This window comes from Paenibacillus sp. J22P165 (assembly GCF_059692015.1).
The window spans coordinates 525,932-549,537 of the sequence record NZ_JCAUAP010000003.1 but is presented as its reverse complement, the minus strand read 5'-3'; the positions used below and the strand labels follow the sequence as shown (position 1 = coordinate 549,537).

The window sequence follows — 23,606 nt, the reverse complement described above, 5'->3', positions numbered from 1 at the left end:
AAAAGCTGAAGTTGCCACACGTAACTCGAAAAAATCGAGTTACAGCACTCCAAAAGCGAAAGCTGCCACCCGTAACTCGAAAAAATCGAGTTACAGCATTGCAAAAGCCAAGACCGCCACCTGTAACTCGAAATAATCGAGTTACAGCACTGCAAAAGCTGAGGTTGCTACGCGTAACTCGAAAAAATCGAGTTAGAGTGCTGGAAAAGGAGTGATAGGCAGGCGTAACTCGAAAAAATCAAGTTACAGCACTGCCAAAGCTGAGATTGCTACGCGTAACTCGAAATAATCGAGTTACAGTGCTGCAAAAGCTGAGGTTGCCACACGTAACTCGAAATAATCGAGTTACAGCACTGCAAAAGCTGAGGTTGCCACCCGTAACTCGAAAAAATCGAGTTACAGAACTGCAAAAGCCGAGGTTGCTACACGTAACTCGAAATAATCGAGTAACAGAACTGCAAAAGCTGAGGTTGCAACGCGTAACTCGAAATAATCGAGTAACAGCACTGCAAAAGCCTAGTCTGAATGATGAGCCTGCCACTCTCGACGTCTCAGAGTGAAATCGGTGCTGATAGACAGCTGAGCCAGCAATAATCGACGTCTCAAGAAGGGAATCGCGCGATGTCAAACTAGTATGTTATCTGAGCCTGCCACTTTCGACCTCTCGGAGTGCAGTCGGTGCTGATGGGTAGCTGAGCCAGCAAAAATCGACCTCTCAAGAAGGGAATCGCGCGATGTCAAACTAGCACGTTATCTGAGCGTGCCACTTTCGACGTCTCAAAGTGCAGTCACTGCTGATGGGCAGCTGAGGGTGCAATAATCGACGTCTCAAGCAGGGAATCGCGCGATGTCTAACTAGTTTGTTGCCTGAGCCAGCTACTTTCGACGTCTCAGGTTGCAGTCACTGCTAGTGGACAGCTGAGCCTGCAAAAATCGACGTCTCGAGAAGAGGATCGTGCCATGTCAGACTAGTTAGTTATCCCTTCGCCACATTTTAAGAAAAGTTTAGAAATCGTTGTTTTGCTATCTATTGGTTTTTTCAAAACTTAACTAAAATGTACTATATGTAAGCGCTTAATTTACACTATTTATAAAGGGGGACATAACCAAAACGCAGGCACAAGTTTAGCTACATTTGATGAAATCGATCCCATGTAATTCACTAGGAGAGGATGTCCATGATGATGACACGCATGCAAAATGTTAATTGGCTATATGAACAGAAAAAAGTAGTGTCGATAGTAGTAGCGATGTTCATTGCGATTATGATGCTTATGTTTGCACAGCCAGTGAAAGCCGCATCGGCGGGAATTGTGAACAATACGCTCAAGTATGCGACGAACGGTGAGGAGATCTGGGCACAAGGCGGTTGGACGATGAAGGAAGGAGATACCTACTATTGGTACGGTCTGGACGCATCGGAACCCATGACTTTGCCAAATGGTACACTCAATCCGAACTGGAAAAAGAAAATTAGTGCCTACACGTCGACAGATCTTATGACTTGGACAGCGCATAGGGAAATTGTCGACTTTGATTCCATTGCTGAGTATCGCACAGCGAACCCGGGTACGACTGTCCCTGCTTTTGATACGAGTAATTGGTTCGGTAGGCCACTCGTCCAGTATAACAGTGAGATTGGTAAATATGTGATGTACCTGGAATGGGGCTGTTGCGGGTACCGCGCGTCTATTTCAATTTGGTATAGTGATTCGCCAGTGGGGCCATTTGATTTCCAACAAGTCATTCCTAATCCAGGCGGTTACTACGGTAATGGAGATCTAGGTTCGATTTTCACCGACGATGACGGCACTACGTACATTACGCAAACCGTGGATTGGAAACTACAATCAGACGGCATCACACCTGACTATAACTCCGGCATTTATATCGGCAGAGTGGACACAACACTCAATAATAATAAATACGAGATCAATGTCACACCTGTGGTACTTTTTAAGTCGACTGGCCCTAATAAAGAAGCGACATCATTGTTCAAAGTAGGCTCCACGTATTACATGCTGGCTTCGGAGACCAACGGTTGGAAATCGAGCCCGACGTATTACTATACCGCATCAAGTGTAACCGGCACTTGGAGTTCTGCCACCAAGGTAGGGACAACCGCTTGGAATGGAACAACTTACGCTGGAACGAGTCCTACGGGTGCAAATTCTTTTGATACACAAATTGATCAAATCCTACCGATTCAAGGAACAGCGGGAACGACATATATGTATATGGGCGATCGTTGGAGCAACATGAAAGAGAAGGGTGCTATTGCAAGCACGGGACCTGGTCGTAACCAATGGTATCCATTGACCTTTGATAGTACAGGCAAGCCTATTATTAACGGATATCAAAATTGGAACATCGACTTAGCAGCTGGAACATGGAGCCCTGCAACTCCTACTTCTTCTATTAATACGCAATTAACTTACGCAATTGTGAATGGTAACTCGGGTAAGGCGCTTGGCATTTCAAGTAATCTTACGAGTGCTGATGCAACGCTTCAACAGAGTCCATATACCGGAGCAGTCAGCCAATCCTGGAAGTTCGTTAATATTGGGGGTGGCTATTACAAAATTCAAAACACGAACAGCGGATTGTACTTGGATGTTAGAAGCGAGTCGACAGCAGATGGCGGGCAGAGCATCCAATGGACAGCTAACGGCAACAATAGTCAGCAATGGCAACTAGTTGACGCAGGCGGCGGCTACTATAATATCAAGAACCGCAACAGCGGTAAGATGTTATGTATAAGCGGGGGTTCGACGGATGACAGTGCTGCTGTGATTCAGTGGTCGGGATCAGGCTCGGCAAACCAAAAGTGGCGCTTCGACGCAGTTGCTCCCATTGATTTGACCAAGACGTATGCGATTGTCAATCGCAATAGTGGTAAGTCCCTAGGCACAGTAGGCAACGCTACGACAGCTGGTACGAATATCGAACAGCGCACTTTTGCAAGTGCGGCAAGCCAGTCCTGGCAGTTCGAATATACGAACGGTTATTATAAAATCAAAAATGTAAGCAGCGGTACTTACATGGATATTACCAGCGCCTCTACAGCTAGTGGAGCGAACAATATCATTAACACAGCCAGCAGTTCCACCAGCCAGCTTTGGCAGCTAGTTGATGTAGGCAGTGGCTTCTACAAACTTAAAAATGTAAAAAGCAACTTCATGCTTGGCCTAGACGGCGGCAGCTTGAATGATGGTGCATTAAATAAACAGTGGACCGAATCCACTTCTTTGAACCAAAATTGGAGCTTTACCGTTCTTAATCCGTAATATGTATGTTGACCGGAGACACGTTACATGTCTTCGGTTTTTAATTATTTTCTAATAAAAAGTTGATTTTATACTCCTTTCCGTTGATTTTTTGTATATTCTAGACATGCACGTATACCCTAAACTGAGAATGCAGGCGTTCTGTAGTTAAATCGTAGAAGGGTTGGCCAGGTATGACACGATTATTCTTCAGAAGCAGATATATGCCATTTACGTATAAAATGATGATTTCTTATCTCTTACTTGTGCTGGTCACGGACATTGCAATCGGGTATGCCTCCTATACGATGCTTGTTAAATCTCGAACGGAAGTCGCACAGACGGGGATTCGTGCAGCACTGGAGCAGACGCGCAATAACGCTGATTACCGAATGGCGGAAGTTCAGCGGATTTCGGACCAGTTGTTTGGCAACCTGCCCTTTCAACGCGCACTGACCAAACACGGCGATCGGGCAACGATGTACTTAACTGTCATCGACGAAGTGATTCCGCTGCTGCAAGCACCGCTTGATCTGTTTGGCAGTCCAATTCGGCTGACACTTTACGCGGTTAACCCAGATATCGGTGAATCAGCAAGCTCTTCCGACACGAATCCAATTACCAGAAGTGATTATTATATACATGCCTTTTCTGCTGTGCAGAACAGTCCCTGGTTTCAAAAGCTGAAGGCCGAAGGAGTGGATAATCTCTGGTTTCAGGCTGATGAGGATCGGGAGCTTGGCAACGTCTCGCTATTCCGCAAACTCGTCTTATTTACTGACTATAGTACGGTCATTGGTTATATCAAAATTACGGTTAATCTCGATAGTTTGCTAGGCAACATCGTCAAATATCCAGAGCAAGGACTTGGCTTGCGTTTCTATGACCAGCGAACAGGTTCTACTTTGTTTGAGCGGTTTCCCACTAACATTGGCACTAATTATTTGAATCTGCGTGAAGAAATTGTAGGAACTTCGTTCGCCATTGAAGTTCGCGTGCCGCACGATTATTTGAACAAAGATGCCAAACGGCTCCAAGTGACGATTGGGCTGATTTGTGCGGCAAGCTTTATCGTGATGGGGATTATCGGGTTTGTCGTAGCGACGTTGTCTGGACGAAGAATGAAACGAATTGTCTCATTCATCAATACCTTGCAAGAGGGAAAACTGGATCGCCGGCTTTCCGTGAGTGGTAACGACGAGTTTGAACTTATCGCCCGTTCATTCAATAACATGGCGAGCAGTATACAGCAGCTCATTCAAGATGTGTATAGTCAAGGGGTTCAAAAAAAACAAGCGGAACTTGAGGCACTGCAAGCGCAAATCAATCCGCATTTTTTATACAATACCTTATCGGCTATCAGCTCTCTGAGCAATTTGGGCAAGACACGCGAGGTGACGGAGATGGTTAAGCTGCTCTCGCGATTTTATCGATTGACGTTGAACGAAGGGCAAGTTCTTATTCCGCTCAAAAAGGAACTAGATCAAGTGGGAGCGTATCTCGACATTCAGAAGGTCAAATATGCGGATGCTTTTCAAGTTTATATTGAGATGGACCCTGTAGTGAAAGATGTTCAGATTATTAAATTGCTGCTGCAACCCTTTGTTGAAAATGTGTTTAAGCATGCTTGGTTTGAGGAAACGATCGCGATTCGTATTACGGCGAAGCGGATTGGAGAGAGCTTAGAGCTAAAAGTTATTGATAACGGTATCGGCATGAGACCAGAAACCGTTGAGAAGGCACTTCGAGGTGGAGCACAATCGAACGCTTATGGACTTAAGAATGTGAATGAAAGAATTAAACTTCGCTATGGCGCTGATTACGGCGTGCAAATAGCTAGCGTTTACGGTGGCGGGACAACCGTTCAGATTCTGTTGCCGTTTCATATGAATGATTTTCCAGAACTCGACGTGACAAGTTACGCTCGCAATCACACAGGAAAGGGTGGTGAGATATCATGAACATTAACATCTTGCTTGTCGATGACGAAGCGATTGATTTGGAATGGCTGCGAGTAAGGGTAGAGGCAACGGATTGCCAAGGACTGCGAGTTGCGGGAACGGCGAAAAGTGGTTTCGCCGCTCTTAGCTTTATGAAACAGGAAAGAATTGATATCGTGCTATCGGATATCCGTATGCCGATTATGTCGGGTTTTGAATTCGCCCGAAAAGCGAGAGAAATTAATCCAGAAGTTCGGATTGCTTTTATAAGCGGACATGAAGATTTCGGCTATGCGAAGGAAGCCATACAACTAGAGGCATATGACTATTTGTTAAAGCCTGTCGATGACGATGAGCTGGCCAAGATGATTGCGGGTCTTTGCGCCAAGGTAGAGGAAGATCGTCGTCTTCACTCCTCTCTATCGGAGGCACTGCCTTTTGTACAGCGGGAATTGCTGCTTCGATGGTTCCAAGAAGCGTCTCCGGGTATTGCCGAAGAGCGTGTGGCTGAGTTTGTGTCGCCTTTTATCGAGATGGGTACAGCGGTGGCATTAATTGAAGTAGATGACTTTGAAAGACATTCGAAAGATAAGACAGTCGAAGAGCGGCGTGCATTATGGACAAGCATCGAGCAGCACCTTATAGATAGTGTTCAGAATAAAAGACTGGGGAGCCTGATGAATGGATATGCGAATAGGTTCGTTCTTTTGGCAACAGGCGGCGCCGATATAGGAAATGAACTTGAAGAACTGATTCGAACGTTCGGTAAGTCCTTCCCATTCACCCTAACAGTTGGGCTTGGCGTTCGTGCATATAGCGAGGATGAGCTTCATCAGTCCTATCGTCAAGCGGAGATGGCGCTTAGCATCAAGTGGGTTCTGGGCAAGAACAGAGTGATTCGCGATGTAACCTTCCAGCAACCTGTTAAGGTGGGAACAGTGAATAGTGAACAAATCTTCGAAGAAGTTTTGCAAGCGATACTCGATTATGACCTGGTGAAGATTGATGATGGATTAACGGCCATCTTTCGCCCTGACTTAGCACCGCATCGCAAGAGTGAGGCTTATGATCTGATCATCCGTATGACGTCGAAATTACATGGCGATTTGCAAAAATTAAACGAGAATTTGTATGAACTTCTGAACTGGGAATCCCATCAGCCGGATGTTCTATTCGAATTCGAGACGATGAATGATATTGTATCCTGGCTGCGCAGAAGATTCTTCGAATTGTCTGAACTGTTATATGTGAAAAGACGGAAGCAGGACCGTAAATTGATCGCAGAAATTAGGAGTTATGTAGAAGAGCGGTTGGAGAACAAAGTTACTTTGAAGGAAGTTGCCGCGCGATTCGACTTTACACCTAACTATCTGGGCCATTTGTTTAAAACGGAAACGGGGATGGGGTTTAGCGAATTTATGAATGACATCACCATGAAGCGAGCTTGTGAGCTGCTGGACAACCCTCGGTTAAAGGTGTATGAAATCGCCGACAAAATTGGTTATCGAAACGTCATTTATTTTAATCGCTCCTTCAAACAAGCTACAGGCATGTCGCCGAGGGAATATCGTAAAAAGAATAAAATATAAAGTTCGTAGATTTCGTATTAACTTTTGTTGTTCTGCTGAATGATGTGCAGGTGGTTTCTCTCTTTATAATGGGAAGAAGAATAAATAAAGAGAGGGACTATTGCTATCATGGTGATGTTTTCTGAAAATGGAGGGAGCTTTGGTGCTCCCGCAGTTACGACTTCCGTTGTTATTGACGGTAACGGAACGGGAAGAATTTTTGAAGGAGAAGGTGTGGTTAGCGGTGGAGGTGGAAATACTCGTCTATTGATCGATTACCCAGAACCTTATCGCAGTGACATTCTGGATTATCTCTTTAAGCCTAATTTTGGAGCGGGTTATACCCATTTAAAAGTCGAGGTTGGTGGAGATGTCTTTTCCACGACGGGAACAGAGCCAACTCACGCGAGAACGAGGGAGGAGCTTGCCCATCCGAATATGCGCCGCGGTTATGAGCTTTGGTTAATGAGCGAAGCGAAGAAGCGGAATCCGACTATCAAGCTGGATCTTTTGCAGTGGGGGGCCCCTGGATGGATGAACGACTTCGACATGAATGTCGGGAGAGATAACGGCAACTACTACGCTAACAGCAAAAGCAAATACGCCATGTATTCGCAGGATAATGCGGATTATTTGGTGAGTTATATAAAGGGAGCCAAAAGAGAGTGGGACTTGGACATAGACTATGTAGGGGGCAATCAGAATGAAAGCTTTGTTGGGCTTGATCTAGTTGACCCTAGTGACCCAAACAGTCCTTCGTATTTAAAGAACTACATCGTCAATATTTTGAGACCCACCCTTGATCGAAATGGCTTACAACAAGTGAAGATTGTTGCTCCTGACATAGGCGGCAGGGAACATGAGCCCTATAACCCAAGATCACCTTGGGCTTTCATTGATGAGGTCCTAGCTGATCCAGCGTTGAAGAAGTCCGTATCCGTCATTGGTTACCACTATGTTAAAAGTACATCGTCGGAAACGGCTCAAAACGCTGGGTTGACGCTTTGGGAGAGCGAGGGGTGGACAGGAAGTGGCGAGTGGGAGTGCGCTAACGGTCAAAAAGGTGCGCTTGATTTGGCTAAAATCATGAATAACAACTATATCAAGGCCAAGGTCACCAAAACCAATGTGTGGCATATGATCTCCTCAACGTATCACAATTTGTCATTTCCGAAGACAGGTGTAATGGTTGCCGATGAACCTTGGTCAGGTTATTACACCGTGATGCCAGCGATCTGGGCTGCTGCACATACGAATCAATTTGCTCAGCCTGGTTGGAAATATCTAGACAGCGGGTGTGGAATCACGACAGGAGAGACCTCGTATGTCACATTCAAGCAGCCAGATGACAGCGGCAATTATAGTATCATTGTGGCAACCGGCAGCTCGGAGGAGACCCTGACAGTCAAGCTGACAGGGTGCTTGTCGACTGACACGGTTCACGTGTGGAAATCAAATGCCGTGCAACAATTTATGCAACAGACTGACATCACACCATCTGATCAGTCTTTTTCGATTAACCTTGAGCCTAATTCGATCTACTCGTTGACAACAACAACAGGGCAGCAAAAAGGTCTCGCGGCCCACTCAATCCCAGTATCTAAATCTTTTCCTACTCATGATCAGGTTGATATTGAGAGCTGCAAAGTGGGGGAAACCCCGAGATATACATCGGATGTTGAAGGTGTATTTGAAGTTGCCGACAAGTTTGGCGGCGGTGGCAAAGCTTTGCGTCAGGTTGTTGTGGGTCCTATGAAGCAGTGGGATGCTTGGATGACCCCTCGAATTAGATATGGTACACATACACAATGGGGAAACCTCAATTGGACGGACTATGAGTTCAGTTCGGATGTACTCATTGAAGGTCCCGAAAAAGATAGTTACGGAAATGAAAAGCCTGGAACAGTAGCCATAATTGGACGAGCAGGCACAAAGCCGCGTCAATGGATTAATGATACATTGATCAGTGGCTATAAACTGCAGGTTGATCAGACGGGCAATTGGAGCTTGCGAATCACTGACCCGCTTAAGGATTCCGACACCATACTCTCTTCGGGAAATGAGTCATTCTCAGCAAAGACATGGCATCATTTAAAACTAAACTTCAACGGCAGCCTTATTAAGGGCTATATAAACGGTAAGCTTGTTGTATCGGTGAATGACAGCACGTTTGCTTCAGGCCTAGTAGGTCTGGGAAGCGGCTATAACTATGCACAATATGATCATATTTCTATAACAAATATGCCTTAGGCGGCGTATTTAGATGAGCAGCAGTGGAGCGATCCTCTACTGCTTTTTTTTATGCACCTGCTATTTCCATAGCGTTGCAAAATATAAAAGATGTTCGTTGATTTTGTATACATTTTTGTTGTTCTGCTGAATGATATCAAATTCTCTATCCCTTTATAATAAGAAACAGAGAGAGAGGAGTAGAGACATGATAAAAAGACAACAAAGATTTTGGCATGAGCTAGTAAAGAGTAAAACTCTACTGCTCATGATAATGCCAACAACACTGTTATGTTTTTTGTTTTCCTACATCCCGATGGCTGGGATCGTAATTGCTTTCAAGCAGTACAACTATACAGGCGGTATTTTTGGGAGTCCATGGGTAGGGTTTGATAATTTTAAATTTTTCTTTCAATCCGGTAACGCTTGGCTGGTAACGCGAAATACAGGATTGTATAACATTGCTTTTATTATTCTGGGGAATATCCTACAAATTGGTGCAGCGATTCTACTCTTTGAAGTCGGAGGCAAATGGTTCCGTAAAATCATTCAATCGGCCATGTTCCTGCCCTACTTTATCTCTTGGGTAGTCGTTGGCTCGATCGCTTACAGTTTCTTTAGTTACGACATTGGTGCACTGAACAACTTGATGACTTCGCTCGGCATGGAGAAGATCGATATCTACAATACGCCGGCATACTGGCCTTACATTCTGGTATTCTTCAACATTTGGAAGTCCCTCGGCTACGGTATGGTGATGTACTTGGCTGCGATTACGAGTATTGATACCGAAATGTACGAAGCAGCCGAAATTGATGGAGCGAACGTGTTCCAACGTATCTTCCATGTGACCCTTCCCAATTTGATCCCGACGATGACGATTCTCGTGCTGTTATCCGTTGGTCATATCTTCCGCGGCGACTTTGGGATGTTCTACAATTTGGTTGGCAACAACGGGATGTTGTTCTCATCAACAGATGTTATTGATACGTTTGTCTTCCGGTTACTGATGACCACCAATGAAATTGGTATGTCAGCCGCAGCGGGTGTGTATCAATCGGTACTCGGCTTCGTGACTATTCTCATGGTCAATTACGCAGTACGCAAATACGACAAGGATCGCGCTTTATTCTAAGTTGGAGGAGGACAATTCATATGCAAGCAGCAGCCGTTAAACGCGGCCTACAGAAGGATAGGCTCCTTCTCTCCGCCATCGGGTACGTCATACTGATTTTCATGGCATTAGTATGCATCATCCCATTCTGGATCGTTCTAGCATCCTCTTTCAGTGATGAAAATACGATTCGATTAAGCGGATATAGTCTCTTTCCACAATTATTTTCGACCGAAGCTTATCGGATCATATTCGAATTTCCCGAAGCTATTCTAAGGGCATACGGCGTAACCATCACGGTTACGGTTGTCAGCACGGTGCTCGGCTTGTTCCTAACGGCAATGACCGCTTACGTGCTATGCCGCAAAGACTTCAAGTGGCGCAACCATTTCGCCTTCTACTTCTTTTTTACCACGCTGTTTAGTGGAGGGCTTGTCCCGTGGTACTTGTTGATTGTCAATTATTTGGATCTGAAAAATAATTTGATCGTCCTTATTCTTCCGACCTTAGTGAATGTCTTCAACATTCTCGTGATGAGGTCGTTCATGAGTGGGATACCGGATGCGATTTCAGAGTCAGCCAAAATTGATGGCGCCGACGATTTCCGGATCTTTCTTAGTCTGATTCTTCCGCTTTCCAAGCCTGCGATGGCGACAATTGGTCTGTTTATCGCGCTGAGCCATTGGAATGATTGGTATATGGCCTTGCTCTTTATTTCCGACGAGAAGCTAATGCCACTGCAGTATTACTTGTATAAAATGCTCGGCAATCTGGAGGGCATGCGTGATGCCATGCTTGGATCTGGAGGCGGCATGACGGTGACGATCCCTGGTGAAAGTTTGAAAATGGCTATGACCGTCGTCGCGACAGGCCCAATCATCCTGGCTTATCCATTCATCCAAAAGTACTTCGTAAAGGGATTAACGATTGGTGCAGTAAAAGGGTAATCTCAGGGAAACCTGATTATCAATAGGAAAAACAACTAACAGAATGAAAAGGGGTAGCATCAGAATGAAGAGATTAAAATCCATGAGTCTTGTGTTGACAAGTCTTTTAACAGCGTCAATCATGCTTAGTGCCTGTGGTAACAATGAGAAACCGAACAACGCTTCGAACAATGCCCAAAGTACCGCCTCTACAAATCCGAAAGACGCTGGCATCGATACATCGAAAGCCGTTGACTTGAAGATGATCATGCTCGGACCGAAACCGGCCGATTACGACCTCGTATTCGGAGAAATTAACAAGATCTTGAAACAAAAAGTAAACGCTACACTCCAAACGGAGTTCTTAGATTGGTCTGATTATAAACAGAAATATCCGCTTAAATTTGCAGCAAACGAAGACTTTGACCTTGTCTTCACTGCGAACTGGTCAGCATACGCAGATCAAGCCAATAAAGGCGGCTTCCTTGAGTTGAAAGACGATATGCTAGCCAAATACGCGCCACTAACTTGGAAAACGATTGATAAAGTCAAGTGGGATCAAGCGAAAGTGAAAGGTAAGCTTTACATGATCCCGTACAACATTCCGAATGAATACAAAGAAAAGACCATTATTTATCGTGAAGACTTACGTGAGAAGTACAGCTTGCCGCCAATTACGGACGGGGCTTCGTTTGCGAAATACTCGGATACGATTGCGAAAAACGAAAAAGGTGTTACGCCATTTGGTGCGACATTAGGGACCGTTCACACGTTGGATATTTTGTTGTTACTACAAAAGAACAACTGGAAACAAGTTGATGGCACGCCGTTTGCTTACAATGCAAATGATGCAACGGGCAAAGTGTTTAACATTTACGACACGCCGGAATTCAAAGAACTTCTAACTTACTACAAAACGCTTGCAGAGAACGGCTCTTGGATGAGAGATGTGCTGACTTACAAAGGCAGCCAAACAGAAGATTTCAAAGCGGGTAAAATTGCCTCATACTCACATACTTTGTCTGCCGCTGCTTCTGCTGTAAATGCTGTGAAAAGCTTGCATCCAGATTGGAAAGTCGGTATTGCGGATATCGCTCCAGATAGCAAGAAATCAAACCCTATTTCAACACAAAATGGTATGTCCATCCATGCAACGTCGAAATTCCCTGAGCGTTCATTGATGGTACTCGACTTGTTGCAAAATGATAAACAGCTTCACGATCTGATCATGTATGGTATCGAAGGCACGCACTATTCGGCTGTTGGTAACGATCAATACACGAAATTGGATAAATTCGCTAGCTTCAACACGTTCACGAACTGGGGCTTCCAGTCCACATTGAATCGTACAGAGACGACTTACCCGCAATCAGCGAAAGACATCGAGGCTAAATGGAAACCACAAGTCATGCATTACAAACTTGAAACGTTCGTGTTTGATACCTCGAAAGTTGTTAACGAAGTTTCGAATGTGAGCAACGTGATGACGCGCTACGGACTGCCGCTGGAATACGGTCTTGTGAAAGAGACTGACAAAGGATTGGCAGAGCTGCAATCACAGCTCAAGGCTGCAAATGCTGAAAAAATTCAAACGGAAATTCAAAATCAAATTAACACGTTCCTGGCTGAAAATAAATAAGACAGGCGCGGGTGACAGGCTGAATTAGAAGTCTTGATCCTATGTAATAAACAGTAACCCGGAAGAAGGCGCCTTGTTTGGAGGTGTCTATCTTTCGGGTTACTGTTTGGTTACACACTTCTTGCTTACTAAAAGACGAAAGAGGTCATCGATGATGAAACAAAAATTGAAGTATACCCCGCCGGCAAACGGCTATCCAGAATGGAATAACAATCCCGAAACGTTTCAACTTAATCGAATGAGGGCACACGCAACTTTAATGCCTTTCGATTCCGTGGAAGAAGCGTTAAAGAATGACCGTTCAGCTTCCCGTAGTTATTTTTCGCTAAACGGTACATGGAAGTTTGCTTTCGCGGAGTCTCCATCCAAGCGCATTAAGAATTTCTATGAGGACAGTTTTGATCATACCGAATGGGATGACATTCAGGTGCCTGCACACTGGCAGTTGCAGGGTTATGATTACCCGCAATATGCGAATGTTCGCTACCCGTGGGAGGCGTCAGAGCCCGAACTAGTTGCCCCGTTTGCGCCAACCTTGTACAATCCTGTAGGCTCATATTTCCGCACGTTTACGGTGCCCGAACAATGGCAGGGTGAACCCATTTTTATTAGTTTTCAAGGTGTGGAGTCCGCATTCTATGTATGGGTCAATGGCGAGCTTGTGGGCTACAGTGAGGATACGTTCACACCGGCTGAATTCGACCTTACGCCCTATCTGAAATCTGGTGAGAATAAGCTTGCACTTGAAGTGTATCGCTGGTGCGATGCAAGCTGGTTGGAAGATCAGGATTTCTGGCGGATGAGCGGTATTTTCCGCGATGTCTACTTATATACAGTGCCAAAGGCGCATGTGTACGATTTCTTCGTAACAACAGAGCTAGACGAAGCGTACAAAGATGCAGAGATTAAAGTGAATGCGACGTTGATGAACTATTGGGAAGACAACTTGGGTGTAGTGACGCTTGAGGCACAATTGTATGATGCTGGGCAGAACGCTGTATTTGCACAGCCCATCAGTTCAACTACAACGATTGACAGCCACCATGCAGAAGCTCAAGTAGTAGTTGCAACCACTGTTGCTAATCCATTGAAATGGAGCGCGGAAGAGCCGAACCTCTACATGCTCGTTATCATCTTGAAGGATAACAAAGGAGAATTGCTTGAAACAATCAGCACACAGATTGGCTTCCGCAAATTCGAGATTAAAGATGGCCTTATGCTGATTAACGGGCAGCGAATCGTCTTCAAAGGCGTCAACCGCCATGAGTTTGGCGTCAATGCCGGCCGCGTGATGAATATGGAAGATATGTTGACAGACATTACACTTATGAAGGCATACAATATCAATGCTGTGCGGACTTCGCACTATCCGAACAATCCACTCTGGTATGAGCTGTGTAACGAATATGGCTTATATGTGATTGACGAGACTAACCTGGAGACACATGGCACGTGGAGTGGCGGTCAGACTGAGCTGCTTCCAACGACGGTGCCTGGCAGCATTCCAGAATGGACGGCGAACGTGATTGACCGTGCGAATTCTATGATGCAGAGGGATAAGAATCATCCTTCCATCGTTATGTGGTCGCTAGGCAATGAAGCTTTCGGCGGCGACAATTTCATCAAGATGCATGATTTTCTGCGCGAAGCAGACCCGACACGCCTTGTTCACTATGAAGGTGTTGTGAATTGGAAGGAATCAGCAGCAGCAACGGATGTTGAAAGCTACATGTATACGAGACCGGATGGCTTGGTTCATTATGCGAAAAAGGCAGGACCGAAAAAACCGTATATTCTCTGTGAGTACAGTCATGCAATGGGGAACTCCCTTGGCGGTTTACATCTATACACCGAGTTGTTCGATCTCTACCCGGTGCTGCAGGGTGGTTTTATTTGGGACTGGATAGATCAAAGTCTCTGGAAAACGGAAGCGGACGGAACGCGATATATGGCTTACGGCGGAGATTTCAACGAACCGGTACACTCTGGTAATTTTTGTGGTAACGGTCTTTTACTTGCTGATCGGTCCATTACACCGAAGTTAATTGAAGCCAAGAAATGCTATGAAAATATAGGCATTACTGAAGTGGATGTTGCACAGAGCATCTATCGTTTTATAAATAAATTTCTATTTACTAATTTGGATGCTTATTTGCTACAGTGGACGATTGCTGTAGACGGGACTGTCTGTGCGGAAGGCAATTTGACTGTATCCGTTGCACCTCTCGACAGCAAGGAGATTCAGCTTGCCCTACCGAAGCTTGAACACAATGGAGAAGCTGTGCTTACGATCAGCTTTGTAACGAAGAAAGGGGAGAAGTGGGCAGAAGCGGGTCATGAAGTGGCGTTCGAGCAATTTGTACTTCCTATCGGGAAGCCCGTTCACGCTGTTGTTGAGGCAGTGAAGAGCTATCGTCCAGTTCATGTATCTATCCAATCCAGCGCGTTGGCTATAAGCGGCGAGGGCTTCACAACTAAATTTGATACGACAAACGGCAGCTTGGTTTCCTATAACGTTGGAGGCAGTGAACTCCTCAAGGGTGCACTTGTACCGAACTTCTGGCGTGCCTACACGGATAACGATCGCGGTAATAAACAGCATGAACGTTGCGCAACATGGCGACGTGCAGGTGAAGAACGCAATCTCCGCTCATTGCGTTGGGAGTTGCTTACCGACCGTGTCATCGTACATGCTGCGTATGTGCTGCCTACAACATCGGAATCGTCTTGCACGATCACGTATACCGTACTTGGTAATGGAACGATCCGAGTAGAGCAGCAGCTTGTGCCCGGCAATAATCTGCCAGAAATACCCGAAATCGGCATGATGTTTCAGATGGACAGTTCATTTACAGACCTGTCGTGGTACGGTAAAGGGCCGCATGAATCCTACTGGGATCGCCAGTTGAGCGCAAAAATTGGATTGCATCAAGGCAAAGTTGCTGATCAGTTCGTGCCTTATCTAAGACCGCAGGAGTGTGGCAACAAGATGGATGTCCGCCATGCCGCAATCTCGAATTCGAGCGGTGTTGTCCTGCACATGACAGGTGAACCTACCTTTGAGTTAAACGCATTGCCTTTTACGCCATTGGAGCTTGAGGCCAATGACCATGTCTATAAGTTGCCGGCAAGCGACAAAACGGTAGTACGGATCAATTATCGTCAAATGGGTGTTGGCGGCGATGATAGTTGGGGTTCAAAGCCACATCAGCAATTTTTACTGCTTGCTGATAAGAGCTATTCCTACAGCTTTACGCTGCAGGGGAAGGTGAATTAAACTTAGTACGACGGGGTTGAAAAGTTTACGATGAGTTGTTGGCATGAATTCGGTATTGTACCGGGCTCATGCCTTTTGCGTTTCAGTTATAAATGAGCAATAAGATGTCATCGAAGCTAAATCTGTCAATTATAAAAAGGAAGTGTTATTTCAATCGTCGTGCCTTTGTCTACTTCACTTTCAACCTTGATGTGACCAGAGTGATTCTCAATAATCTTCTTACTTACCATAAAACCTAGTCCGGTACCTTTCTCTTTCGTTGTATAAAAAGGTTGGCCTAATTTGGAGATCACATCTTTAGGAATTCCGCAGCCTTGGTCAATTAGACGGATCAGCATCTCTTGATCATGGTCGCTGTGGATTTCGATCGTTATTTTCCCTCCGTTTGGCATGGATTCGATGGCATTTTTGATGAAATTGATAAACACTTGCTTCAGTTGATTTTCGTCACAGTATAGATGGGTAACACCCGGCTTGAATTCTGCAATGAATTCAACATTGTTGAGGATCGCTTGTGAATCGATCAGCGTCATCACTTGACTCAATAGCACCCGTATATCTTTTCGCTCGTATTTAATCAATTGCGGTTTTGCCAATATTAAAAGCTCACTAAGAATCATTTCAATTCGTTCGATTTCGGAAGTCATGATATCAAAGTATTTTTGTTTCTCACCAAATCCGGATTGCATCAACTGAATAAATCCTTTAATGGAGGTAATGGGATTCCTAATCTCATGAGCAATTCCCGCAGCTAATTGGCCTGCAACAGATAATTTCTCGGAATTTTGCAGGTGATGTTGCGCAATTTTCCACTCTGTAATATCCCTAAATGTAACAGACCATCCTATCTGTGTTCCTTTACCATCAAGAATAGGTGAAGCGGTTAATACCACATTCAATAAATTCCCATTTTTGTGTAATCGCATGGTTTCGATACCAATGACAGAGAGTCCCATTTTCACTCGTTCACGACTATGCTTGAACTCATCTATACATGCAGTAGGAATAAAAGGAAGCAGATGTAATTCAGTGCCAATGACCTCTTCCTTCGACCACCCGAAAATATGTTCAAATGCTTCATTTACTCTTAGTACAAAACCTTCGTTGTTGAAAATTAATATGGCATCCGCATTATTTTCAATAAACGACTCTAGCTGCTCTGTTTTTGCTTTGAGATCCTCTTCGGCAAGTTTTTTAGCTGTAACATCACGGCAAATACCTGTGATCCCGATAATCGTTCCCTTTTGATCGCGAAGGGGAGATAAGGTTGCTTCCACATGGATTAGAGTACCATCTTTGCGCATGCGAGTGGTTTCCAATCCCACAATGGTTTCTCCCGCTCTAATTCCTTGATGAATGTTATTGATGAAATCTATAAGAAAGTCAGGAATGATAGGTAATTTACTGCCTTTAACCTCTTCGGAAGACCATCCAAACAGCTTTTCGAAAGCAGGATTTACTTCTAAAAGCGTATCCTCAGCATCGATCATCCAAATGGCATCCGCATTATTTTCGATAAACGACTCCAGCTGCTCTGTTTTCGCTTTGAGATCCTCTTCGGCTAACTTTCTTTCCGTAATGTCCTTGATTTGGCTTATAAAAAAAAGGGGCTGCTTCCCAACGTCCCTTATGCAATTGATAACTACTAATACCCATACCGTGAAACCATTTTTGTGTATAAAACGTTTCTCCAGTTCGCAATTTTCCATATTACCTTCTAAGAATTGATTCTTAATATGCAGAGATCTCGCTAAATCATCGGTATGCGTGATGTCCTGAAATGTCATATCAAGGAATTCGGATTCTGAGTATCCAAGCATTTGACATAAAGATGAATTGACTCGCAGCCACTTGCCTTCCTTAGATAGGAAGGACATGCCAATCGGAGAATATTCAAAGATTTGAGAGAACAGTTCGGGCTGTGAAAAAGTGAGATCCTTTGCCATATATCCTCCAAAATTCTCGTAAGTTTTATATTAAAATAATTGGACAATTGTAGCGGAATTCCTTTATTGCACGCAGGCTATTTAAGGTAAGTTAGGTGTGTAAATACGTAAAGCGCACATTCCTTCATCAGGTATGTGCGCTGTTTTTGCGATATTGGTGCGGAGAGGTTCCAATATGAGTTTTGAATAATTGGCAGAAATATGACACATTGCTTAGCCCGACAGCCGAGGAGATGATGTGAACAGGCTCTGATGTCGTTCTGAGCAGCCAACAAGCTTCTCGTAATCGTTTGGCCGTTAAGTATTCCGTAATACTGCTGCCGGAAAATTTGCGGAAGAGATGCGAGACATGAGTGGTATTGAGATGTAAGGACTCTGCTAGATCTTCCAACTTAAAAGGATTCTGGTAATGCTCATCAATCCATTTCATGATGTGTTCGACATGATGCATGGGGCGTTGGTTGGCCGAAGCAGAATCCTGTTTATCTGGCCAATGTGCCCGTAGACCCTGTAGGAAGCCGATTAAAAAGATCGTGAACACTTCCATATGCTCTTCTTTGGGAGTCGAACGTAAAGCAGTGTCTAATTGTTTCAACTGAACATCCCAAGTAGGCGCTAATTCGGGCAAGTACAAGACTTGGCAGGTAAGGGTATCTTTCCATAAGGCTCGGAAAAAGTTCTGCATGTTGGGCAATGTACTCAGTATGTTGTCTACAATAGAAGGTTCAAATAAAAATTTTGAACGCTCGTAGGTATTGTACGTACTCGAATTGAGATCCATTTTTATTCTATGTAGTTGATAAGGTTGGAAAAACATTAATGTGTTTGGTTTGATCTCGTACATAAAAGGATCAATGATGACGGAACCTTCCCCTTGATGCACATAGATAAATTCCATACCTTGGTGAGCATGGTAAATGTCCCAGTAGGCAGTTGTTTGACTGTGAAACGTCATTTGGACCGGTTCATGATTCAGTTGAAAATCTTTTATGAGATTCAGTAGGACAACCTCCTCTAAATAAATCACAATACAACAACATTTTAACACAATGCAGGGCAAAGACAATCTGATAGTATGTGACTACAATGAAGTCAATAACAAGATTTCATTAAGGAGCAAACTCAAATGATGATAACAAGGCATTTTGACAAGCAGCAAAGTATACAAGCAAGATGTGGCTCTAACACCCAACACATCCTAGAGAATATTGCCAACCACTATATGGGGACACATCCCGCGAATACGTTCACTTGGCGGTTGTTTAGCAGAGATGGTTTTAAGCAAATGGCCGATGGCAGATATGATCTCAACTTAGGCGAGAAGTTCCCTGATGCAAAGAATGGACAGTTTGGCTATGTCTTTACCCAAATATGGAGCGAAACAAATCGACTCTTCGAGACAGCACTAAGCTGCTATGGTCCAGCAACTGTGTATATAGATGGACAACTGCTCTATAAGTCAGAAACGCTTGATGAGTTGAACCCAACGAATAAACGTCATCTAAAAATACCGTTGAGTTCGGGTTGGACGACGATTCTAATAAAATTGCGTAAAACGCCATCTGGGTTTGGCTGTATCTTGGGTTCGATTCGCAGCAAATGGACGACACCACCTGCGCTATCACCATTCAAGGAGCGAGAAGGTCAAGCTGGATGGATATATTCGGTTCCCGTAGATGAGGATGTTTTCAATGATCGTGCATGGCCAGGATTAGATCAAAGTGAGAAGGAAACAGGCATTAAATGGCGACCAATGCTGACGTGGGAAGCAGACAAGTTGAAGCAACCTGTTTTCACGAGAATGTTCGGGAAACATATTGAAACAGGCCAATATGCCTATGGTTGGACGCGTCTGCGATGCCAATCTCCAGGGAAGCAACGTTATTCTTTTAGGGGAACGAACCAGGGGGCAGGACTGACCGTTTGGATAGATGGTATAGAAGTCTACCATACTCAGGCTTCAGAACCTATCCATTTTGATATCGAATTAGTCTATGGGCAGCATGACCTCTTAATAAGATCTGAAAGCGGTGGGACTGATTGGGGGTTCCATGTAGATATAAATCAAGAGGGTAAGTTATGTGAGAGCGAGCTTCCGCATCCCATCCAAGGCACAGATGAACACTGGTTGTATGCGGGACCTTTCCAGAATGAGAAGTCGTATAAACCTGAAGAATTACAAACGATGTTTACCGTCTGGGAACCAGAGAATGGGGGCATTTATTGGCAGCTGGATCAACCGAATGCCTGGGTTCGTCCTTATTTAGAGAATACGAATTATGCACGTTGGAACTATCCGCTTGGTGTGACGCTGTATGGCTTATTGCAGGCAGGTAAAATGCTTGGGCGTGAAGACATCGTACGTTATGTGACGGGTCATATATCAGCATGTACCCGACTTTACAATTATGCGCTCTGGGACCGCGAACAGTACGGTTTCCCATGGGTCAATCATCAGTTGGCAGAATTGGATATGTTGGATGACTGCGGCTCTTTCGGATCTGCCATGCTAGAGGCATACCCAGATGCTCAGGATAGCAGCTATTTGGAAGTAGCTGAAGTAATAGGCGACTTTATATGTAACCGTCATGAACGTAGAGAGGACGGGGCATTTTACAGGGAAAGTCCAGGATATTATATGGAAAAGACACTATGGGCAGATGACTTGTATATGAGCACACCGTTTATGAAACGTTATTATTTACTCACGGGGAATACGGCCGTTTTGGACGATGCAGCAGAGCAATTTGTGGCTTATAAAAAGTATTTATACATGCCTGAGCTGAAAATCATGTCGCATGTGTATGATTTCAAATTCGATACAGCCACCTATGTGCCATGGGGGCGGGGGAATGGTTGGCCGATTTTCTCCTTGTCGGAGTTATTAGAAGTATTACCGTCAACGCATGCTCGCAGAGGGGATTTAGTTTCATTTTTCCAGGAGTTCTGTGAGGGACTAATTTCGCTTCAGGGAGAAAATGGATTGTGGCATCAAGTTCTGACTCATCCAGATTCCTATGAAGAAACCTCCTGCACGGCCATGTTCATATATGCTTTCTGTAGAGGTATACGTCTGGGTATCCTGAAGGATAACCGTTCAGCATTTGAAGCCTCCATTCATCTTGCATGGAAAGGACTAACAAGTAGGGCGATCGACCAATTTGGTAACGTGCATGGGGTGTGTACGGGATCTAAATATGCTTTCACCGCTGATTACTATAAGGATGACTTGAAATGGAAGACGAACGATACACACGGTATAGGCATTGTAATGCTAGCAGGCATTGAAGTGGAACAATTGAACCACTATTTGGCGAGTGGAGAGTGAGGCACACCATGACCATGAGCGAAGAAGTCAGATACCACATGCTTCGCCCTGAGCAGATTGTGGCGAGAAGAACGGCGTGTCCCGTCGTTTACATCCCGATAGGCACGCTAGAATGGCATGGCTTGCATAATCCCGTCGGAGCCGACTCCTTGCAAGCCGAGGGCATTGCCATGCGATGCGCACAAAAGGGTGGCGGCCTTGTTTTTCCGCCATTGTACTACGGCGAGAGCCGAGTTGAAGGTCTAATGGAAGCGAATGCGACGGATAGACAACAAATTGCAGAGTTGATGCAGCTGAATCCAGACAACTTTTTGCCAGAACGCATGCCTTTCTCCGCGATGGAGCAAGTGATTAATTATGAGAAACTGCTCTTGCATATCCTTGCAGAGGCGGAATCACTCGGCTTTCGAGTTGGCGTACTAGTTGCTGGACATTATCCGCTAATCGATCATGCCAGAGCGGCTGCGATGTTGTTCAACAAGCGGTTGTATAGCCGCAGCAGTAGTGGGATGCAAGCGTGGGCGTTTGTTGATTATATGTTGGTGGAGAACCGGTACGATTGTGCCGGGGATCACGCTGCGGGGTGGGAGACTTCGCATATGATGGCGCTTCATCCCGAGACGGTTAGACTCGATTTGCTTCCTCCGAAAGGGGAGCCGATTGTTGGTGTCGGAGGTGTGATGGATCCGCGGGATTCAAGCGAGGCTTTCGGTAACGAGACGATCGACCTGGCTGTTGATATTGCGGTCAAGGAGACGCTGCATCGCTTGGAGCACAGACAGATGTATTTCCGACATGGGCATTCGTTTCGAGAAGGACTATGGAAACAGGAATAGGAGGCGTGCTGATATGAGAGATGAAAAAGATTTTGAAGGTTTGCAGCAGGACTTGGTCACTGGGCAAAGCTATCTAAAAAATCGATTCTTGCGGCCTGTGGATACAAGTAATGAACTCAAGCATTTGCTGTGGCAGGAGTTGGCGCTATCTAAGTTAATTGGCGGATGGATTCCGGCAATTCCGGTTTATGAGCAAAAGATCGAACTTGGTCGCCTATGCTACGTGCACAATCGGAACGTGAAATGCTTGTATGAACGTATTGAAGAGCTGCCTGGCGGGATGCATGACAAGGATTGGATGCCGGATATCACCAGGGAGGCATTCGAAAGAGTGTTTGGAGCGCCTGATGAGCACGCGTTTCTAATCAGTTACTTATATATCCATAAGCAACTATATGCCCAGTATGATGCTTTAGTAGCCAAGCTGGATCCGGTTTTAAATGCGCCTACGTTAGATCAGATCAAGATCATCTTTATAGAAAGGGAAGCGACGCAGCGCTGGCTGCATGAGCAGTTGCAGTTTGTCCATTGTGGCAGTGAGGAAGGCTCGCGGAAGCTGGTGGAATGGGAGCACTATATCGATACCGTCTGGGCTGCCTTCCAAGCTAATGCTTCCTTAGATGATGGGAATGCTGTGATCTGGCCTGCAAACCTAGTGAAGAATCCAGCAGGTCCACTGCCGGAGAAGGCGAAGCTGGAAAGTAAATATCCGCGATATACGAATCCGAAACCACAACAATCGTATACGGATACAAGAATGTCGGTGCTGCATGACAGTGTGAAGCAAATGATCTACATCTATGCCACGGAGATTTTTGCTGGAGAGACGTTGTCCTGCATTTATTATTACGTGGATCGGATGCCGTTGCCCTTTTATTTTGATTTGGCCCGTCACATGTGGGATGAGTTTCGTCACAGTCAAATGGGGATGCGCCGGTTGCTGCAAATGGGTCACTCCGTTGACCAATTCCAGTGGTTGGGCGGTCCTGGGAAGCAGGATGTCAAAGAACACTTTACCGAATTGTATGCCAACTTAACCATGCTAGGTGAAGCTTGCGGCTTCAAGAAGAAGCGCAAGTCCGCGGAAGCGTTTTGGAAATTTGGCGATGTGTTATCTGCGATTACGTGTGAGTTCGATTTGATTGATGAACGCCGGCATATTGATTTTTCGGTGAGATGGGGACCCGAGTTGTTCAAGAAAGCCGATATGATTATCACCTATCAGGAAATGGCGGAAATGACGAGAATCCGGCGATTAACGGAACTTGATTCTGTGCCTGCTGAGGAGATCGCCAAGTTGGCAAAGAACTTCCCTATTTTCTGCAGCTTCCACACATCAGAACTGGCTTATGATCATTATTGAAATTGATTGATAATTCATATTTGTAAAAATATTTCATTGACATGAATATTGAGGCGTTCTATAGTTAAGTTGAGATTGAAAACGTTTCCAGTATGTGAAAAAAGGGTAGGACATGAACATACGAGGGGGGATATAGGGGATTCTCTACGACTTATCAATAGCAAATCCAAAATA

13 protein-coding genes are annotated in these 23,606 nt (G+C 44.9%); 11 read left to right on the top strand and 2 right to left on the bottom strand.

Annotated features, from left to right (window positions below; all coding sequences use genetic code 11):
• The first annotated feature begins 1,178 nt into the window (after positions 1-1,178).
• The 8 genes from AC58QM_RS10060 (at position 1,179) to lacZ (ending at position 15,959) form a co-directional block, all read left to right on the top strand.
• A complete protein-coding gene (locus AC58QM_RS10060; protein WP_497283509.1) occupies positions 1,179-3,287 on the top strand; it encodes an RICIN domain-containing protein in 2,109 nt (702 codons plus the stop codon).
• A gap of 173 nt (positions 3,288-3,460) precedes the next feature.
• Entirely contained in the window at positions 3,461-5,227 is a 1,767-nt protein-coding gene (locus tag AC58QM_RS10055) for a sensor histidine kinase (protein WP_497283507.1), read from the top strand.
• Positions 5,224-6,795 (top strand): response regulator, encoded by a 1,572-nt coding sequence (locus AC58QM_RS10050; protein WP_497283506.1) that lies wholly within the window; start codon positions 5,224-5,226, stop codon positions 6,793-6,795. Before AC58QM_RS10055 ends, AC58QM_RS10050 begins: the two co-directional genes overlap by 4 nt.
• 108 nt (positions 6,796-6,903) lie before the next feature.
• Positions 6,904-9,024 (top strand): hypothetical protein, encoded by a 2,121-nt coding sequence (locus AC58QM_RS10045; protein ID WP_497283504.1) that lies wholly within the window; start codon positions 6,904-6,906, stop codon positions 9,022-9,024.
• Positions 9,025-9,211: 187 nt separating this feature from the next.
• Entirely contained in the window at positions 9,212-10,138 is a 927-nt protein-coding gene (locus tag AC58QM_RS10040; RefSeq protein ID WP_497283502.1) for an ABC transporter permease, read from the top strand.
• A 20-nt stretch (positions 10,139-10,158) separates the two neighbouring features.
• A complete protein-coding gene (locus AC58QM_RS10035) occupies positions 10,159-11,064 on the top strand; it encodes a carbohydrate ABC transporter permease (RefSeq protein ID WP_497283501.1) in 906 nt (301 codons plus the stop codon).
• A 64-nt stretch (positions 11,065-11,128) separates the two neighbouring features.
• On the top strand, positions 11,129-12,682 hold the full coding sequence (locus tag AC58QM_RS10030) for an extracellular solute-binding protein (RefSeq protein WP_497283499.1): 1,554 nt from the start codon (positions 11,129-11,131) through the stop codon (positions 12,680-12,682).
• A gap of 154 nt (positions 12,683-12,836) precedes the next feature.
• Positions 12,837-15,959, top strand: a complete 3,123-nt coding sequence (gene lacZ, locus AC58QM_RS10025; protein WP_497283637.1) for a beta-galactosidase, LacZ type — start codon at positions 12,837-12,839, stop codon at positions 15,957-15,959.
• Between the two features lie 125 nt (positions 15,960-16,084).
• On the opposite strand, the gene AC58QM_RS10020 is transcribed toward lacZ, so the two are convergent.
• Together AC58QM_RS10020 and AC58QM_RS10015 are read right to left on the bottom strand one after the other, a co-directional pair.
• Complete coding sequence (locus tag AC58QM_RS10020) at positions 16,085-17,905, bottom strand: PAS domain S-box protein (protein WP_497283497.1); 1,821 nt, start codon at positions 17,903-17,905, stop codon at positions 16,085-16,087.
• A 127-nt stretch (positions 17,906-18,032) separates the two neighbouring features.
• Positions 18,033-18,932, bottom strand: a complete 900-nt coding sequence (locus AC58QM_RS10015) for an AraC family transcriptional regulator (RefSeq protein WP_497283496.1) — start codon at positions 18,930-18,932, stop codon at positions 18,033-18,035.
• 99 nt (positions 18,933-19,031) lie between these two features.
• Between AC58QM_RS10015 and AC58QM_RS10010 the strand changes: the two genes are divergently transcribed.
• From AC58QM_RS10010 to AC58QM_RS10000, 3 genes are read left to right on the top strand one after another with little or no spacing between them, the layout of a single operon-like run.
• The gene (locus AC58QM_RS10010; protein WP_497283494.1) at positions 19,032-21,233 is read left to right on the top strand and encodes a glycoside hydrolase family 88/105 protein; all 2,202 of its coding nucleotides are present in this window, start codon (positions 19,032-19,034) and stop codon (positions 21,231-21,233) included.
• Positions 21,234-21,241: 8 nt separating this feature from the next.
• Positions 21,242-22,069, top strand: coding sequence for a creatininase family protein (locus AC58QM_RS10005; RefSeq protein ID WP_497283492.1), 828 nt, complete (start codon positions 21,242-21,244; stop codon positions 22,067-22,069).
• Positions 22,070-22,082: 13 nt separating this feature from the next.
• A complete protein-coding gene (locus AC58QM_RS10000) occupies positions 22,083-23,432 on the top strand; it encodes a hypothetical protein (RefSeq protein WP_497283490.1) in 1,350 nt (449 codons plus the stop codon).
• Positions 23,433-23,606: the final 174 nt, after the last annotated feature.

Coding starts and splice junctions, on each gene's coding strand:
- AC58QM_RS10045 (WP_497283504.1), top strand. CDS start 6,904: ATGGTGATGTTTTCTGAAAATGGAGGGAGCTTTGGTGCTCCCGCAGTT.
- AC58QM_RS10050 (WP_497283506.1), top strand. CDS start 5,224: ATGAACATTAACATCTTGCTTGTCGATGACGAAGCGATTGATTTGGAA.
- AC58QM_RS10040 (WP_497283502.1), top strand. CDS start 9,212: ATGATAAAAAGACAACAAAGATTTTGGCATGAGCTAGTAAAGAGTAAA.
- AC58QM_RS10035 (WP_497283501.1), top strand. CDS start 10,159: ATGCAAGCAGCAGCCGTTAAACGCGGCCTACAGAAGGATAGGCTCCTT.
- lacZ (WP_497283637.1), top strand. CDS start 12,837: ATGAAACAAAAATTGAAGTATACCCCGCCGGCAAACGGCTATCCAGAA.
- AC58QM_RS10010 (WP_497283494.1), top strand. CDS start 19,032: ATGATGATAACAAGGCATTTTGACAAGCAGCAAAGTATACAAGCAAGA.
- AC58QM_RS10060 (WP_497283509.1), top strand. CDS start 1,179: ATGATGATGACACGCATGCAAAATGTTAATTGGCTATATGAACAGAAA.
- AC58QM_RS10055 (WP_497283507.1), top strand. CDS start 3,461: ATGACACGATTATTCTTCAGAAGCAGATATATGCCATTTACGTATAAA.
- AC58QM_RS10030 (WP_497283499.1), top strand. CDS start 11,129: ATGAAGAGATTAAAATCCATGAGTCTTGTGTTGACAAGTCTTTTAACA.
- AC58QM_RS10005 (WP_497283492.1), top strand. CDS start 21,242: ATGACCATGAGCGAAGAAGTCAGATACCACATGCTTCGCCCTGAGCAG.
- AC58QM_RS10020 (WP_497283497.1), bottom strand. CDS start 17,905: ATGGCAAAGGATCTCACTTTTTCACAGCCCGAACTGTTCTCTCAAATC.
- AC58QM_RS10000 (WP_497283490.1), top strand. CDS start 22,083: ATGAGAGATGAAAAAGATTTTGAAGGTTTGCAGCAGGACTTGGTCACT.